Source organism: Flavobacterium gossypii (assembly GCF_014138495.1).
GTDB lineage: Bacteria > Bacteroidota > Bacteroidia > Flavobacteriales > Flavobacteriaceae > Flavobacterium > Flavobacterium endophyticum.
Genome location: NZ_JACJIS010000002.1, coordinates 42,871 through 58,905 on the forward strand (window position 1 = coordinate 42,871; position 16,035 = coordinate 58,905).

At 37.5% G+C, this 16,035-nt stretch carries 13 protein-coding genes; 5 read left to right on the forward strand and 8 right to left on the reverse strand.

All coding sequences use genetic code 11. The annotated features are described in order from the left end of the window. Positions 1–41 precede the first annotated feature (41 nt). Complete coding sequence (locus GGR22_RS10135; protein WP_182493568.1) at positions 42–839, forward strand: hypothetical protein; 798 nt, start codon at positions 42–44, stop codon at positions 837–839. Positions 840–896: 57 nt separating this feature from the next. Here the strand turns inward: GGR22_RS10135 and GGR22_RS10140 are convergent, their stop codons facing one another. The 3 genes from GGR22_RS10140 to GGR22_RS10150 form a co-directional block, all read right to left on the reverse strand. Further along, positions 897–1,553, reverse strand: a complete 657-nt coding sequence (locus GGR22_RS10140; RefSeq protein WP_182493569.1) for a response regulator — start codon at positions 1,551–1,553, stop codon at positions 897–899. After that, positions 1,543–2,331: a sensor histidine kinase gene (locus GGR22_RS10145; protein WP_182493570.1), complete on the reverse strand. Its 789-nt coding sequence runs from the start codon at positions 2,329–2,331 to the stop codon at positions 1,543–1,545. The genes GGR22_RS10140 and GGR22_RS10145 overlap by 11 nt, the downstream gene beginning before the upstream one ends. Before the next feature lie 619 nt (positions 2,332–2,950). Beyond that, entirely contained in the window at positions 2,951–3,475 is a 525-nt protein-coding gene (locus GGR22_RS10150; protein ID WP_246336946.1) for a hypothetical protein, read from the reverse strand. Between the two features lie 264 nt (positions 3,476–3,739). Here GGR22_RS10150 and GGR22_RS10155 point away from each other — a divergent pair, with 264 nt between their 5' ends. After that, a complete protein-coding gene (locus tag GGR22_RS10155; RefSeq protein ID WP_182493571.1) occupies positions 3,740–4,114 on the forward strand; it encodes a hypothetical protein in 375 nt (124 codons plus the stop codon). A gap of 226 nt (positions 4,115–4,340) precedes the next feature. After that, positions 4,341–5,201: a KPN_02809 family neutral zinc metallopeptidase gene (ypfJ, locus tag GGR22_RS10160; protein WP_182493572.1), complete on the forward strand. Its 861-nt coding sequence runs from the start codon at positions 4,341–4,343 to the stop codon at positions 5,199–5,201. A gap of 51 nt (positions 5,202–5,252) precedes the next feature. On the opposite strand, the gene GGR22_RS10165 is transcribed toward ypfJ, so the two are convergent. Beyond that, complete coding sequence (locus GGR22_RS10165; protein WP_182493573.1) at positions 5,253–6,788, reverse strand: YifB family Mg chelatase-like AAA ATPase; 1,536 nt, start codon at positions 6,786–6,788, stop codon at positions 5,253–5,255. Between the two features lie 196 nt (positions 6,789–6,984). Between GGR22_RS10165 and GGR22_RS10170 the strand changes: the two genes are divergently transcribed. Together GGR22_RS10170 and GGR22_RS10175 are read left to right on the forward strand one after the other, a co-directional pair. Then, the gene (locus GGR22_RS10170; RefSeq protein ID WP_182493574.1) at positions 6,985–8,187 is read left to right on the forward strand and encodes a sensor histidine kinase; all 1,203 of its coding nucleotides are present in this window, start codon (positions 6,985–6,987) and stop codon (positions 8,185–8,187) included. 70 nt (positions 8,188–8,257) lie between these two features. Further along, positions 8,258–9,619, forward strand: a complete 1,362-nt coding sequence (locus tag GGR22_RS10175) for a CoA-disulfide reductase (RefSeq protein ID WP_182493575.1) — start codon at positions 8,258–8,260, stop codon at positions 9,617–9,619. A gap of 28 nt (positions 9,620–9,647) precedes the next feature. Here the strand turns inward: GGR22_RS10175 and GGR22_RS10180 are convergent, their stop codons facing one another. The 4 genes from GGR22_RS10180 to lpdA form a co-directional block, all read right to left on the reverse strand. Then, complete coding sequence (locus tag GGR22_RS10180) at positions 9,648–11,618, reverse strand: protein-disulfide reductase DsbD family protein (RefSeq protein ID WP_182493576.1); 1,971 nt, start codon at positions 11,616–11,618, stop codon at positions 9,648–9,650. Beyond that, on the reverse strand, positions 11,615–12,919 hold the full coding sequence (tilS, locus tag GGR22_RS10185) for a tRNA lysidine(34) synthetase TilS (protein ID WP_182493577.1): 1,305 nt from the start codon (positions 12,917–12,919) through the stop codon (positions 11,615–11,617). The genes GGR22_RS10180 and tilS overlap by 4 nt, the downstream gene beginning before the upstream one ends. A 61-nt stretch (positions 12,920–12,980) precedes the next feature. Next, positions 12,981–14,267, reverse strand: coding sequence for an anthranilate synthase component I family protein (locus GGR22_RS10190; RefSeq protein ID WP_182493578.1), 1,287 nt, complete (start codon positions 14,265–14,267; stop codon positions 12,981–12,983). 107 nt (positions 14,268–14,374) lie between these two features. Next, positions 14,375–15,781, reverse strand: coding sequence for a dihydrolipoyl dehydrogenase (gene lpdA, locus GGR22_RS10195; protein ID WP_121376330.1), 1,407 nt, complete (start codon positions 15,779–15,781; stop codon positions 14,375–14,377). Positions 15,782–16,035 lie beyond the last annotated feature (254 nt).

Consider the following 16,035-nt stretch of genomic DNA (forward strand, 5'->3'; position numbering starts at 1 on the left):
AAATATTGATTACTTTCGCGCGACAAACGGACTAATTTACTATGTACAAAATTACTACAACGAAAGAAAAGCTCGAAAACATCAAGCGTGATGGATATTCACTTGAATTTGGCGAAGTTCTTTCTCAAACTTTTAATAATTACCAGAAAATTGTCTGGATTACTGGAGCAGGGATATTGCTTGTTTCCATCGTATTCTTGGGAATCATAATTGGTTTGGCAGGCGTTTTTGTCGGATTGGATGCTTTTGGTCGCGACATTGCTGACTTCCAGATTCAAAACTTTTCGGCTGCCGGAATCATCGTTACCCTTGTAGGCGGCGTGATTGCTGTTGCACTCATCAAGCCTTTTTATGCAGGGATCTTAAGGGTTGCTCATCATGCTGACGCAAGACAGGATTTTGATTTTTCTACGCTTTTTTATTATTACAAAAGCGAATATTTGAAAGAAATTGTGCTTGCCGGAGTATTGATTGGCATCTGCAGTAATGGTATCAGCACAGCACTAGAGTTATCAGGAGTTCCGATTATTGGCGCGATAATAAGTTATATTATCTTGCTTCTGACCTTGTTCACTACCCCATTGATCATTTTCGGAAATCTTAAAGCTGTTGATGCTATTCAAGGAAGCTTGATGCTTGTATCAAAAAATTTCCTTATTCTTTTAGGATTAATGATTCTAGCCGTAGTTTTGTCATGCTTAGGGATTTTTGCTTTTTGTATCGGAATCATATTCACCATACCGATTATCTATTCGATGCAGTATATGATTTATGCGAATGCGGTAGGAATCGACGATAAGAATGAATTAGATGAAATTGGAAATTCTTCCGAATATTAGAATAACACATAATCAATAAAAAACTCCATTAGATTAATGGAGTTTTTTTATGCTTGATTATACGCAGACGATTTTATTTTTTATCGCATATAAAACCAAGCCTATCCTTGTCTTTATCTCCAACTTGGCAAAGATATTTTCTCTATAGCCGTCAATTGTTTTGGGACTCAGGCACATTTCGTCTGCAATTTCCTTATAGGTTTTTTCGCTGCAGGCACGCTTGATAAAGTCCAGTTCTTTTTCTTTAAATTCGAGCTTTTTGTCTTTATTATCGATTCTGTTTACTAAAATTCCAGAAACCATTTCTGTAAAAAAGTACCCTTTTTCTATTACGGTTTTTAGCGCATCATAGAAAATTGTAGGCGTTGTATCTTTCAACAGATAGCCTTTCGCGCCATTCTTGATCATTTTGATGATAATATCTTCCTCATTGTTTACAGAAAGTGCTATCGCCTTATAATCGGGCCTGTTTTCTTTAAGCCACATCATTGTCCCCAAGCCATCCAGGATAGGCATATTGACATCTAAAAGAATCAAATCGACCTCGATATCTAAATTCTCTTTTTGCTCGAGAAACTGTATAAATTCCTTGCCATTTTCAAAACTATGCGTGACTTCAAAATCATCAAAGCTGTTAATCAAAAATTTCAGCGATTGCGAAAACAGCAGATGGTCGTCTACTATAATGACCTTATTTTTTGTACTAGTTTTCATTGCTTATTCTTTTTGGGTAAGTAAATAATAGCTTGGTTCCTGAATTATCCGATTCAATCGAAACGGTAGCTCCAATAAGTTTTGCGCGGACAATTATATTATTAAGTCCTGAACCGCTGCTTTTTTTCTTTGCATTAAAACCAATCCCGTGGTCGGTCAGTTTCATTTGTATGGTATCGTTATCAAGACAGTCAATCTGGAAATCGATCACTTCGCTATGAGAATGTTTTAAGATATTGAGGATGGCTTCTTGGAAAATCCTGTAGATAATCAATTCATGCTCTACATTTATTTCAGGAAAATCTCCTTTCAGGCTAAAAGTACAATCAATTTTTTTGAGTTTTCGGATTCGTTCTAAATCCAATTGTATGGCTTCTAAAAAATTAGACTCGAGTAAGTTATCTCTATTGATTATTCTTGACAAAGTTCTGATTTCGTCTAGTGACTTAGACAACATGCCTTTCAGATCGTTTAGGTCGTCTCGGCTGACTTCTTTCTGATTTTGCATGTACAAGTTAATCTGCATGATGCCTACTGATAATATTTGTCCGATGTTATCGTGAAGCTCCCTGCTGATTTCCGACAATGTCTGGTCTTTCATCTCAATCCTGGATTTCACCAGCTCTGATTGAAAATGAAGATCGGATTCCATCTTTTCGATCAAAAAATTGGTTTTCTTTTTATGGAAATAGAAAAACAGTACTAGAATCAGTATCAGCAAAGTAAAAAGTACAATGCTTAATGAAATAACTAGTAATTGTATTTCTTTTCGCTCCATATAAATCCGAATATAAAACAACCGTACATCAAAAGATTTAAAATAAACAGCATCAAGCTGTAAATAGTTTCGTTGCTTTCTATCAAAAACCACTTAATAGCCAGCATAAAGGGCAAAAAAGGAACATGGAAAAGCAAGACGCCAAGTATAAACCAAAAAAAAATCGATTTTCCGAAATTCAGAATTTTCTTTGAGTTAAATATTTCCACAAGGTACAAACATGATAGTATTAAAACAAATATAACTCCAAAAGCAAAACTAAACGTAAATGCCTCAAATATCGTTTTTTGTATAAAAATAAAATCACATATATAAAAAAGAACAAAAATAATAAGGAGTATATCGGCGAATCTCTTGTGGTTTCGATGAACCAATAAGTATTTCAAGAGAATCAAATAATAAGTAAAGCTAACAAGTATATAAATATTAAAAACACAATAATTTATGAGTCCTGTCCATCGCGTCAGATTGCTTCCGACAAATTCCGTCAGGACAGAAAAAAAGATCATGCCTAGCAAAGACTTAGCTTTATTACCAGGGAGTTTGTAAAGAAAAAACAACCCTACAATTCCTGCTAATAAAGCTAAGTAAATACTATAAAATCTTAAGTTTTCTAACATTATTTATTATAGGGATATGTCATTTTTGGAGGATTGCCCATCGATCCGTAATTCATTGGAGAAAGATCGGTTATATCATAATGATTTTCCTCTTGGTCAGCTGTGCTATTAGACGTTCCTGTTCCCGCTTTCTGCTCGTCACTTTTTGCTCCTGTCGGCGAAAGAAATACGGTCGTCATTCCTGCTTTCTCTCCTAATTTCGGGTCATTTGGATATTTACCAAGATACATTCTGATACCATCGACTGTATATCCTTTATTAATTCCTTCCGTTTTCACATAATTAATATATCTCTCTAGTTCTTCTACAGAATACCACACAGCATTGGCATCTTCCCTAATACTATCAACAGTCGCAGCTTTTGATTGCAATGTATTCATATTATAATTGCTATTCAGCTGTAGCGCTAAATCATTTGTAATCAATTGGGTAGGCTTTTCATAAATCCTGTCTTCGCTGCAAGATTGGAGGAAAAAAGTTAAACAAAATAATCCAGCTAAAAAAATAGTTTTTGAGCTTTTCATGTTTTAAAAGTTTAAGTTGTTAATAAGCAACAAAACTATCTTAATTGGAAAAATGTTGCAAGGGGAAAATTCCCCTTTTTTATCAAGCCTTATTTCTTTTGTGCTCAGGAATAACTACTAAAAAATACAGGAAATAAGCTCTTTTACATACAATTATAAAAAATCAATTTTATACCGTTGTTTTTTTGTGATAAAGCTGATAAAGGGCGCACATCAAATAGCCTTTATACAACAAGTCAAGTGCAATTTAAAACCTTACAATCTATGAATCCCTCAATAAACCGAATCATCAATACTCTTTCAAATAGAGTGTTGCGTCTAGAAAAAGCAAACAGCGACAGCGACTATTCCGGCAACAATTGGCATGAAGAACAGAAATATGCCCTCTTTTTATATCCAGATTTCAGTTCTGTTTATGTTCTCGAATGCTTCAGCAATGTTTCAGGCGGAGATTTCTATCTGCCGAATCAAAATACTCAGAAATATAACGGAAAATGGAACGTCTGCGAAGAAGACCAAAAACTCTACCTCGAACTGATTTTTGATGATGATTCATCGCAAAAACTAGAAACCGAAAATTTAGGTTATGGAATCCAAAAGCTTGGCGACCAAGTTTGGAATAGGTATCTCATTAGCTAAATTAGTTATAAGTCATTGGGTAGTGCAATTCTGTCTCGCTTGTTATCCTGGATGCCAATATTAAATATAAAACAAAAAGACAAAAAAGCATTTTAGCAATAGGATAAAAACATAGCCTTCTTGCTTCTTTTATAAATTTTAAAAATTTGGTCTTTTCTGATTAATTTTTGTTTTTATGAATAATTTTATCTTAAAAAGTATTTAATTTGTATAAAAACGAACAATTATGAAATGGCAAGGTAGACGTCAGAGTGATAATATGGAAGACCGTAGAGGCTTAGGCTCAACCGGCAAAGTAGTCGCCGGAGGTGGGATTATTGGTATTATTATATTATTAGTAAATATTTTTGGTGGCGAAAACGCCCAAAATATTGCTCCCATTTTAGAGCAATTGCAACAAGGCCAATCCGCTCCTACAGAGTCCAGGGAATTGACTGCCAAAGAAAAAGAAGAAGGAGAATTTGTAAATGCCCTTCTAGTTGACAATGAAGATGTCTGGACTAAAATCTTCAAAGAAAACGGATGGACCTATAAAGCGCCTAAATTAGTTTTATTTAGCGGGCAAGTTCAGACGGCCTGCGGCGGAGCCAGCTCAGCTTCTGGCCCGTTCTATTGTCCAGGCGATCAAAAAGTATATATGGACATGTCGTTTTTTGAAGAGTTAAAATCGAAGTTTGGCGCCAAAGGCGGTGATTTTGCTGTAGCTTATGTGGTCGCCCATGAAATTGGACACCATGTGCAGACGCTTTTAGGAACTTCTGCAAAAATGAGACAAATGCAACAGGGTCTTAGTGAAGCCGAAGCCAACAAACTTTCTGTAGCTTTAGAACTCCAAGCTGATTTTTATGCTGGCGTATGGACACACTACAACGAAGAAATGAACCAAATCTTAGAACCTGGCGATATTGAAGAAGCTCTAAGCGCAGCAAATGCTGTAGGCGATGATGCCATCCAAAAGAAAATGCAAGGCCAAGTCGTTCCTGATTCTTTTACGCACGGAACATCAGAGCAGCGAATGTACTGGTTTAATAAAGGTTTTAAAACTGGCGATATAAAACAAGGTGATACTTTTGCAGAAATAGAATAAAAGAAGAGGATTCAAATGGAATCCTTTTTTTGTGGCTAAGCAGAAATAATATCACCCCAACCATCCCTCTCTATCCAAGCTTCGATACTGAATAGCCTCTGCAATATGATTTGAATCTATATCTGCAGCATTTTCTAAGTCAGCTATAGTACGGGCTACCTTTAAAATCCGGTCATAAGCTCTGGCTGAAAGATTCAGTCTTTCCATTGCCGACCTTAGCAATTGCTTTGACTTTTCTTCTAGCACACAAAATTCTCGAATATGTCTGGAAGTCATCTGCGCATTGTAATTCACCTGGCCGTACTCTAAAAACCTAAGTACCTGAATTTCTCTTGCCTTGATCACTCTTTCTCGGATGCTGGCACTGCTCTCTGTTTTTCTTTCTTCTGACAGCTTGTCAAATGGCACTGGAGTTACTTCAATATGAATGTCAATCCGATCTAACAAAGGTCCGGAAATCTTGCTCATATAACGGTTCATTTCATTTGGAGATAAAGTCATAGAGGCACTTGGATTGTTAAAAAATCCACTCGGACTAGGATTCATACTCGCAACCAGCATAAATGACGCTGGATAAGTAACTGTAAATTTAGCTCTTGAAATAGTAACTTCTCGATCTTCCAACGGCTGCCGCATGACTTCCAGTACTTCTCGTTTAAACTCAGGCAGCTCATCTAAAAACAAGACACCATTATGCGCCATTGAGATTTCTCCCGGCTGCGGGTAACTTCCGCCTCCAACGAGTGCTACATTTGAAATCGTATGATGCGGACTGCGAAACGGCCTTTGGTTCATCAACCCTGCGTCTTTTACTTTTCCAGCTACGCTGTGTATTTTTGTAGTTTCTAAGGCTTCACGCAATGTCATGGGAGGTAAAATGCTGGGCAGTCGCTTGGCTAGCATCGTCTTGCCAGCTCCAGGCGGACCTATGAGTATAATATTATGTCCTCCGGCTGCGGCAATTTCCATACAGCGTTTGATAGACTCCTGCCCTTTTACATCACTAAAATCAAAATCTGGAAAATCCAATGTCTTATAAAATTCTTCTCGCGTATCAAAAACAGCAGGCTCCATAGTACTCTTGCCTTCAAAGAAGTCGATAACTTCTTGAACATTTTCGACGCCATACACTTCAAGCTCTGAAACAATAGCAGCTTCCTTTAAGTTTTGTTTCGGAAGAAAAAATCCTTTAAAACCTTCCTCTTTAGCCTTAATGGCAATTGGCAAAGCTCCGCGAATCGGTTGTAGACTTCCGTCTAGCGAGAGTTCGCCCATGATAATATACTTATCCACATCATCAGACTGAATCTGTCCAGAAGCCACAAGAATGCCTATTGCCAATGTAAGATCATAGGCAGAACCTTCTTTTCGCAAATCGGCTGGCGCCATGTTAATCGTGATTTTTTTTCCCGGCAGCTGGTAGCCGTTATTTTTTAATGCCGCAGCTATTCGGTAGCTGCTTTCTTTGATGGCATTATCGGGCAATCCTACCAAATGATAGCCTATGCCTTTGTCTATATTTACTTCAATGGTAATGGTTGTGGCTTCAACGCCAAAAACGGCGCTTCCGTATACTTTTACTAACATGGCTTATAAATTATATACGCTAAAATACTAATTTTCTTGTTTCAACATTGAAAAAAATAAAATCTAATTCTGTTAAACTCAGTAATAAATGTGGAATAGAAGCATAAATGAAATATTTTTATCTTTTTAATTAAAAACAGAAAACCATTAACTCATTTTTTTCGTATAAGTAGAACACCCTTATTATTTGCTTCCAATGATTTCTCCTCAAATACCACACAATGAAAAGGAGCGTCTCGATGCCCTCTTAGCGTATAAAATATTAGACAGCGCTCCTGAAAAGGATTTTGACGATATCGTCAAGCTTGCTTCTGAAATTTGCCAGACTCCGATTTCAACCATTACTCTTGTCGACAAGGATCGCCAGTGGTTCAAGTCGAAAATAGGCCTTGAATTTTCTGAAGGAGCTCGAGAAACCTCTTTTTGCGCCCACACGCTAAACAATCCTAAAGAGATGCTTATTATTCCTGATTCTTTAGATGACGATCGCTTTTATGATAGTCCGCTGGTGACTGGATTTCCGAACATACGCTGTTATGTAGGAGTTCCTTTGGTAGATCCGAATGGCTATGCTTTAGGATCGCTCTGTGTGATTGACAATCACCCTAGAAGCTTGGATAATTTTCAGCTCTTGGCCTTAGAAAAGCTGGCAAATCAAGTCATTAATCTTTTAGAATTGCGAAAGAAGAATTTCCAATTGATGGAAAATCACAATATGTTGCTTTCGAAATACAAGGATTTGGAACAATTTGCCTCAATCGTTTCACATGATATAAAATCTCCCTTGAACAATATCATGATGCTCGCCAAAATGCTTCAGGAAACCAATCATGATCGATTAGATGACGAAGGGATACAGATGCTGGATTATATTTATAAGTCGTCTGAAGAGCTAAAAAAACTGGTCGATGCGATTTTGGAATATTATAAATATGATAATGAGCAGGTCATCACCAACGAGAACATAAGGCTGAACGATTTTATGCAGTACCTTATCGACATATTGGATACCAAAAATGAATTCGAATTCATATTGCCCGAAAAGAATCATAAGATACAGTCAAATAAGATGGCTTTGGGTCAGATTTTTTACAATCTGATCAGTAACAGCATAAAGTACAATGACAAGCCAAAGGGAATCATTTATATTAATTTCTCCGAAACAGAAGATTATTATGCCATCTCTATTAAAGATAATGGCTGCGGAATTGAGAAGGGTAATTACGATAAAATCTTCAACATTTTTGAAACGTTAGGAAAAACAGATCGTTTTGCCACAAAAGGCACTGGTATCGGACTTTCAACCGTACAAAAGATGGTTCAAAAATTAAATGGAAAAATCGAACTTGAATCAGAATTGGGCTTAGGAACTGAATTTAGGATTTTTCTTAAAAAGTAATACCTCCCCATTTTCCATATCTCAGCCAAAATGTTTATATTTAAACATCTTGGCTGATTTTTTTAAAACTATGAAGAAACAAAAACTGGTAATTATTGGAGGTGATGCGGCAGGAATGAGTGCCGCGTCCAAAGTACGGAGAGAAAATAAAGAAATAGAGATCATTGTCTTTGAAAAATCAGAGTATACCTCCTATTCGGCTTGCGGAATTCCTTATTTTATTTCGGGAAAAATCAGCTCTTCTGAAAAACTTATTGTCAGAAGTCCGGAGCAATTCAAAAAAAAACATAATATAGATGCGCGTATCTTACACGAAGTACTTGAGGTAGATACTTCCAACAACAGGGTTTTAGTAAAAAACAGCACAGAAAAAACACAGTTCTGGGAAAATTATGATAAACTCTTGATTGCTACTGGCGGAAAAGCGTACTGTCCTGATGTGGCAAATAGAGATGCTAACGGGATCTTTGGCGTATCGACATTACGAAGCGGTATAAAAATCGACAGCTATATAAAAGATTTCAATCCCAAAAATGCAGTGATTGTTGGCGGTGGCTATATCGGTTTAGAAATGGCAGAAGCACTGCTCATAAGAGGACTGAAAGTATCCTTGGTCAATCGATCAGAAGAAATCATGAATACATTAGATCCTGATATGGGAACGCTAATCCACAAAGCCATGAAAAACCTAGGCGTAACAATCTATTCAAACGAAGAATTGAAGCATTTCGAAACCGAAAAGGATAGAATTTCTGCCGTAGTAACCAATAAGCGAACGCTTAAAGCTGATTTGGTCATCTTAGGAATGGGCACTAGCCCAAATACCGCTTTTCTGAAAAACTCTAAAATTGCACTATCCGAAAAAGGTGCCGTTAAAGTGGCAAGAACACAACGAACAAATATCCGAAACGTTTGGTCTGCTGGTGATTGTGCGGAAACATTCCATCTCGTGAGCAAAAAACCATTTTATGTGTCATTAGGAACAGTGGCCAACAAAACCGGTGTAATTGCCGGAAAGAATATTGCAGGTGGTAAAGCCGTATTTCCGGGCGTAGTAGGCACAGCAGTGTGCAAAATATGCTCTTACGAAGTAGCGAGAACCGGACTGCTAGAAAAGGAACTACAAAAATTAAATATTGAGTATGTCACTACAACTATACAATCTAAAACCAGAGCACATTATTATCCTGATGCAAAAGACATCACCGTAAAATTAATCGCCGACAAAAAAACAGGAAGGCTCTTAGGAGGCCAAATTGTAGGCGAAGAAGGTGCTGCTAAAAGAATTGATGTTTTAGCGACTGCCTTGACAAACAGGCTTACCTTGAGAAACATTATCGATCTAGATCTGTCGTATGCTCCGCCCTTCTCACCTGTCTGGGATCCGGTGCAGATTGCAGCAAGAAAATTGATAAGTCAATTAGGAAAATAAAAAAGCCTCAAAATTTGAGGCTTTTTTATTATTTAGTATGTTTTGAGATTCCTGATTTCAACCAAGATTCATACTCTGTGATATCGGGCGTATAACCTACAGGCTCATTCAAGTCTTTCCCTTCAGAATCAAGAATAATATAATAAGGCTGTGCATTCGCTTTATATCTTGTAATCTGGAAATCGCTCCATTTGTTTCCTTTGGTCTTTATTTTTCTGCCTGTTTCCTTAGAAACGTATTTATCGCTTTCAGGTAGTTCTTGCTTTTCATCCACGTATAAAGAGATCAGCACTACATCGTTTTTAAGTATGGATTGTATCTTGGCGTCCGACCATACAAAGTCTTCCATCTTACGGCAGTTCTCACAGCCAAATCCTGTGAAATCGAGTAAAATAGGCTTATTGACTTTTTTTGCATAAGCAACTCCTTGGTCATAATCCGTAAAAGCAACAATATCATGAACGGCTAATTTTGCACCTTCGGGCAATTCTTCTCCAGAAGAAGCTCCTCCTCCTTTTGAATTACCAACTCCATAAGGCGACTCACTATAGGTAATTGAAGGCGGGAAACCACTGATAATTTTTAATGGCGCTCCCCAAAGCCCCGGAATCAAATATATCGTAAAAGATAATACCAAAAGTCCTAGTGAAAACCTTCCGACCGAAATATGCGAAAGCGGACTATCATGCGGCAGTGTTATTTTTCCAAATAAATAAAGCGCCCAGGCTCCAAAAACAGCAATCCAAATAGCCAAGAACACTTCTCTTTCTAGCAAATGTGTCTGCATAACCAAATCTGCTTTAGAAAGGAATTTAAAGGCAAAAGCCAATTCTAGGAACCCTAAAGAAACTTTAACCGTATTCAACCATCCACCTGATTTTGGTAATGAATTCATCCATCCTGGGAATAAGGCAAAAAGCATAAATGGCAACGCTAAAGCCAATGAGAAACCAACCATTCCGACAATCGGTGCAATACCGCCTTTTGAGGCTGCTTCTACTAAAAGCGAACCAACGATGGGGCCTGTACAAGAGAAAGAAACTATTGCCAAAGCCAAAGCCATGAAAAAGATTCCGATGAATCCTCCTCTGTCTGCCTGTCGGTCAACTTTATTTGCCCAAGAATTCGGCAATACAATTTCAAAAGCGCCCAAGAAAGACGATGCAAAAAAGATCAAAAGGATAAAGAAAATGATATTGAACCATACATTCGTCGATAAAGCATTAAGTGCATCAGCACCAAAGATTGCCGTAACCAGCGAACCCAAGATTACATAAATCAGGATAATGGAAATACCGTATAAGATGGCATTCCTGATTCCTTGTGCTTTGGTCTTGCTTTGTTTTGTAAAAAAGCTTACCGTCATTGGGATCATTGGAAAAACGCATGGTGTCAATAATGCCGCAAAGCCTGAGAAAAAGGCAATTAAAAAGATCGAAAGCAACCCTTTTTCAGCTTCTTTTGCTGGTTTCTGAGCTACAGTTTGTTCTGTTTTCTTTTCTGTTTTGGTTACAACAGGTTCGGAAAAAGTCATTACTTCTTGAGCGGCCAGATTTTTTAGATCAAACTCGAAATACTTATTCTGCTGAATGCAGACTTTTTTGCAGACCTGATACGACAATTCAATCTGAATCAGGTTATTTTCTTTATTATTGATTTTTATTTTTTGCTGTAGCTGAACAACATTTTCAAAAAACGTTTCATCTATCTCAAAAACCTCATTAAATTCTGTTCTTGTCTTGCTTTCTGTAGCTTTTCCAATAGGCTCAAAATTACCTTCTCCATTATTCATCAGCACTTCTAGCGGATTGACTCCACCTTCTGGTGTAAACTGCGAATACATATGCCACTCTGGTTCAATGATTCCATTAAAAGTCAAAAGATATTCTGTATCGGAGGTCTTCTCTATTTTTGAAGTCCATTTTACAGGATCTAAAATTTGGGCGTTAGAAGAAATAAAAGCGAAGAAAAAGAACAGTAGGAGGCTTATTTTTTTCATTTTAAGGTTTCTATTTTTAATATTTCTTGAGTTGTGTTGTTTACATAAAATCTTCGGTCTGAACGTTTTCCGATAATCCAGACAACCTTATCGTCTGAAATCAGAAGCCAAGTACTTTCTTTTTCGCTTAAAGACATTTTCTCGTCCTTAAAATACTTGCTAACTTTCTTCTTGCCGTCGATTCCTGCTGGGCAAAAATAATCACCTTCACGCCATTTTCGAATATGCAAGGGGAACTTTAACGTTTCTTTATCTACGTAAATCGTAGCGCTATCAGATTGTTTCTGAATTTGATCTGCGGCAGAGATTTTCAGATGCATCGGAAATTTTATTTCGTCTTCAGACATTTCATAAATGGCTGAGTCTTTTTCTGAAATGGGTTCTAAAATAAGGTACTCACGGTCTTTCAGCAATCTATAATTTTCTGATACGATCACTTTTCCAGACTGAGCATCGACCAATTCGTAAATGTCTTGCCAAGCTTTGAAACCGAAAGGCCTGAGCCATTCGAACAAATAGGCTTGATAGTTGGGAAGCCTCTTCAATTCTGCAATATTGAAATGTTTTTGGTTTTCTTTTTCGGAAACGACTTGCTTATAAATTAAAACGGAAGCGTCTTCGGCCAACGATTTTGCTTGCTGCAGATGGCTTAAAGTGTCTTGGAAAGAATCTAAAAAAGCCGAATTCAGGCTTTTTAATATCGGAACCACATCGTGGCGTAATTTATTGCGTAAGTATTTATCCGATGAATTGCTGCTGTCTTCGCGCCATTGGATCTTATTTTCAGCAGCAAAATCTTGAATTTCCTCACGACTGAAAGTTAAAAGCGGACGAACAATTTTATCGTTCTGAACAGGAATTCCGGTCAAGCCTTCCAAGCCAGTGCCTCTTGAAAAATTAATCAGGAAAGTTTCTAAATTATCATCTAAGTGATGCGCCGTCAGCACATAATCTAAGTTGTTTTCTTGAAGTAATTGATGAAACCAAATGTATCGTAACTGACGTGCCGCTACTTGAATGGATAGTTTATTATCTTTAGCAAAACTATTTGTATCAAAAGTAGTTACAAATAATTTAAAATTATTTTCAGAAGCAAAATTTCTGATAAACTCTTCATCTTCATCGCTTTCTTTTCCTCGCAACTGAAAATTGCAATGAGCCAGCCAAACCGTATAACCAGACTGCTTCAGCAAGTGCGCTAGAACCATGCTGTCAATACCTCCACTGAGAGCCAATAGCAGTTTTTTTTCTTTTAAGAAAGGAAGATTTTTGACAAGATATTTCTGAAATTTCAAAAGCATTTTCAAAGATAGGAAAAGGAAAAATTAATACCTAACAGTTACAAAGGCTGTCAGTACAATGTTATGTTTCTAATACTTCCCGCATGGCTTTGGCTTTCAGTAAACATTCTTCGTATTCTTTTTCTGGAACGGATAGCGAGGTTATAGCACTGCCTACAGAAAACGAGACATAATTAATTCCTTCATTGTATAAAATACTTCGGATGACCACATTAAAATCGAAACTATTGTCTGGCGTAAAATAACCTACCGCACCGCTGTAAAGGCCGCGTTTTGTTTCTTCCAACTCTTCAATAATCTTCATAGCAGAGATTTTTGGTGCTCCGGTCATACTTCCCATCGGAAAAGTGGTCTTGATAATTTCTATAGGAGATTTATCGCTCTCTACAGTCGAAACAACCGTTGAAATCAAATGATGTACTTGCTTGAAAGTATAGGCCCCACACAACTCTTCGACCTCAACAGAGCCTTTTGAGGCGGTTCGCGACAAATCATTTCGGACAAGATCGACAATCATGATGTTTTCAGAACGCTCTTTTTCGTTAACCAGCAGTTCTTGCTTTATGTTTTCATCTTCTTGAACGTCTGCATGCCTTTTTGCAGTTCCTTTGATAGGTTGGGAAATAATCTTGTCGTTTTCTTTACGTAAATATCTTTCTGGTGATGCTGACAAAAGAAATTGCTTGTTATTTTTAAAAAATACAGCAAACGGCGGCTCTGAAATTGCATTCAGGCGCGTGTAGGTTTCGATTGGGTTTAGGGATGCATTTTCAGCAAAAAATTCCATGCAGAAATTCGCTTCGTAAATATCGCCTCTGTGGATGTGTTCCAGCATGGTTGAAACTTTTTCAAGATAGCTTTCTTTGGAAATTCGCTGCTGGATTTTGATTTCTGATTTTTGACTGATTTCTGATTTCTGATTTCCGATATCTTTCAAATCTTCTTCTACCTCATCATCGCACATGTTTAAGTATTGGATTTCGAACTGGTTGTCTTTTATGAGAAAAAGTTTTTTCGGCTGGAAAAAAAATACATCCGGAAAATGCAGCCCATCATAATTGCTGGATTTTAGTTCCTCTGTATCGTTTTTCAAATCATAGGAAAGATAGCCAAAAAGCCAGTCTTTTGTAATCTGCTGGTATTGCTTCAGGTCTTCGAAGGCATTATGTTCGTCGGTTTTGACAGATGTAAAAGCATCGACGGCCAGAATAGCATCGTACGAACTATATTTTTGATCGTAATTATTGCTGTCTAGAAAAATTGCTTCGCGAAATTGCTGCGACCAGAGCAAAAGCTGTGCTTTAAATTCGGATGGATTTTCTAGCGTTATTTTTATGGATGTTCTCAAGAGCTTTTATTTGAAGAGCAAAATTACGATTAAGTTTTTTATTTTTTAGCAGCAAATAAAAACCCGCTTCTTTTGGAAACGGGTCTTTTTATTCAATTTTTAAACTATTACATGTGAATTGATCTGTTGTCTGTAGCAGCAAGCGCGGCTTCTTTTACAGCTTCAGCATAGGTTGGGTGCGCATGACTCATTCTTGCAATGTCTTCAGCAGAAGCTTTAAATTCCATCGCAGTTACAGCTTCAGCAATCAAATCGGCAGTTCTGGCTCCAATCATGTGGATGCCAAGCACCTCATCTGTTTTTGCATCAGCAAGAATTTTCACGAAACCATCTGTGTCACCGCTGGCGCGAGAACGCCCAAGGGCTTTGAAAGGAAAGCTTCCTGCTTTGTACTCTACTCCTGCTTCTTTTAATTGCTCTTCTGTTTTTCCGACAGCAGCAACTTCTGGCCAAGTATAAACAACGCCAGGAATCAGGTTATAATCAATATGAGGTTTTTGTCCTGCGATAGTTTCCGCTACAAATACCCCTTCTTCTTCTGCCTTGTGCGCTAGCATAGCACCTTTAATCACGTCGCCGATAGCGTAGATATTCGGAACTGATGTCTGCAAATGGTCGTTTACTTCAATTTGTCCTCTTTCTGTAATTTTTACGCCGGCTTTGTCAGCATTCAATCCATCGGTATACGGACGACGGCCTACAGAAACTAAAGAGTAATCTCCGTCAAGAGTTATTGTTTCACCTTTAGCATTTTCAGCTTGTACTTGAACGCCTTCGCCATTTCTTTCTACGGATTTCACTTTGTGTGACGTATAGAATTTCATGCCTTGTTTCTTCAAGACTTTTGTCAATTCTTTAGAAAGGCCGGCATCCATTCCAGGAATAATTCTGTCTAGATATTCTACTACAGAAACTTGCGCTCCCAAACGAAGATACACCTGTCCTAATTCAAGTCCGATCACGCCACCGCCAATAACAATAAGGTGTTTCGGTACTTCTTTTAAGTTCAAGGCTTCTGTAGAAGTAATGATTTTTTCTTTGTCAATTTTGATAAAAGGCAAAGATGATGGCTTAGAACCTGTTGCAATAATCGTATATTTTGCCTCAAGCGTCTCAGAAGATCCATCTTTTTTTGCAACGTTGATGTGGGTCGCGTCTTCAAAAGAACCTACTCCTTCAAAAACAGTGATTTTATTTTTGTCCATCAAGTATTTGATACCAGAAACGTTTTGGTCTACTACATTTCCTTTGCGGGCAATCATCTGCTCAATGCTGAATTTTACTTCTCCTGTGATTTCGATTCCATGTTCTTTGAAATGCGAAATAGCATCGTGGTAATGGTGCGAAGAATCAAGCAGTGCTTTTGACGGGATACATCCAACGTTCAAGCAAGTTCCTCCTAAAGTGCTGTATTTCTCAATGATTGCGGTGTTGAAACCTAATTGTGCAGCACGGATCGCAGCAACATATCCACCAGGTCCTGAACCAATAACGACTACGTCAAATGAACTCATGATATCTATTTTTTGTGTTTTTAAAATTTGTGTCACAAAATTAAGGAAGTTTTTTTGTTTAGGAAGTCCTTTGGCATTTAAAGTTTGTTTAAAATACTGCTTCTGCTTTCAAATCACTGATCGCTGTGTTTCTTTGAAAGGACAACATAAAAAAACTGCCCAAGATTTCTCTTGAGCAGCTCTTTAATTTTTTGTGCTAATTATATCGCTGATTGGTCACAAGTATAAACTTGCGGACAAGCAATATAATATAC